This window comes from Hominilimicola fabiformis, from assembly GCF_020687385.1.
GTDB classification, from domain to species: Bacteria; Bacillota; Clostridia; order UBA1381; family UBA1381; genus Hominilimicola; species Hominilimicola fabiformis.
This window is the reverse complement of the sequence record NZ_JAJEQM010000004.1, coordinates 16745-18148: the sequence shown is the minus strand read 5'-3', so window position 1 is coordinate 18148 and position 1404 is coordinate 16745. Positions and strand designations below refer to the sequence as shown.

The 1404-nt window shown below is 32.8% G+C and carries 2 protein-coding genes; both read left to right on the top strand.

The features are described 5' to 3' along the window. The first annotated feature begins 555 nt into the window (after positions 1-555). Positions 556-840 (top strand): ribosomal L7Ae/L30e/S12e/Gadd45 family protein, encoded by a 285-nt coding sequence (locus LKE05_RS04110; RefSeq protein ID WP_308456013.1) that lies wholly within the window; start codon positions 556-558, stop codon positions 838-840. Between the two features lie 65 nt (positions 841-905). Then, complete coding sequence (gene rpsL / locus LKE05_RS04105) at positions 906-1325, top strand: 30S ribosomal protein S12 (RefSeq protein ID WP_022229808.1); 420 nt, start codon at positions 906-908, stop codon at positions 1323-1325. Positions 1326-1404 lie beyond the last annotated feature (79 nt).

The following is a 1404-nucleotide window of genomic DNA, read 5'->3' as shown; positions in this document are numbered from 1 at the left end:
TATTTTCTCCCCTAACTTCATGATGTGACTTTATGCAATTTTCATAATAGAATTTGCCTTTATGGTAAAATTACTCAATTTTATTTTATGCCATTATGACAAAATAGTCAATAGTTTTTTTCAAAATTGTTTCAATCCGCTTATAATTATGTCAAAAATCATAGTTTTTCGTCTTTTTTGCTCAATATTTTGATTGTTTTACCCTTCTTTGTACCAAATATTGTATTGTGCAAGTTAACCAAAGATTACAAGTATATTACAAGCAAGTAACGGTTCTGAAACATTCTTTAAACATATGTAACATTTCTACTCAAAATTAATTTCGACAGGTTTACAATAATAATACTAAAATCTATTTGTTATCTTTTTTTAATATTATCAAAATAAAAACGACATTTTTACAGTTTTCTTGTCATATTTTGTAATAAAGTTACAAATGTTACAGACTCATTTAAAACACTTTGTAAAATCAACGATTTTCTTCAAAAAAACTATTGACAAATGTATTTTTTTTATATATAATCTGATAAGTTGAGTGTGTTATAAATAATATGCTTGACAAAGTACAATTTTTCAGATACGGAGTGTGACAAAACCATGATTGGTGATGCCGAAAGGTCAAAGTTGCAGGTTGGTTATAAACAAGCTGTACGAGCTTTGAACGAAAACAAAGCTTCTAAAGTATATGTTGCCGAAGACTGTGACGACCACATCAAAGACGGAGTAAGCAAAATTGCCGAAGAAAGCAATACTCCTGTGTTCTTCATTTCTACAATGAAGGAATTGGGGAATATGTGCAAAATTGAAGTCGGTGCAAGTTGTGCCGTCGTATTAAAGTAGTTTATTACATATCTTAATGATATGCGATAATATATAAAAATTTATGAAAGGAAGTGTAACACGATATGCCTACATTTAATCAATTGGTTAGAACAGGTAGAAAGACATCAAAGAAGAAATCTACTGCTCCAGCTCTTCAAAAGAGTCTAAACTCTCTAAAGAAGAAGACTACTGACAAGAGTTCACCTCAAAAAAGAGGCGTATGTACAGCTGTAAGAACTGCTACACCTAAGAAGCCTAACTCAGCTCTAAGAAAGATTGCCAGAGTTAAGCTTACAAACGGTATTGAAGTAACAGCTTACATCCCGGGTATAGGTCACAACCTACAAGAACATAGCGTTGTGCTTATCAGAGGTGGAAGAGTACGTGACCTTCCTGGTACAAGATACCACATTATCAGAGGTACTCTTGATGCTCAGGGTGTAAACGGACGTCTTCAGTCAAGAAGTAAGTATGGTGCCAAGAAGCCAAAGGAAAAGAAATAATGCCGCGTAATTAACTAATACGCGCATATCACAAGTGCATATCGAGTTATATTATTATATATTCGAATAGCACCACGGG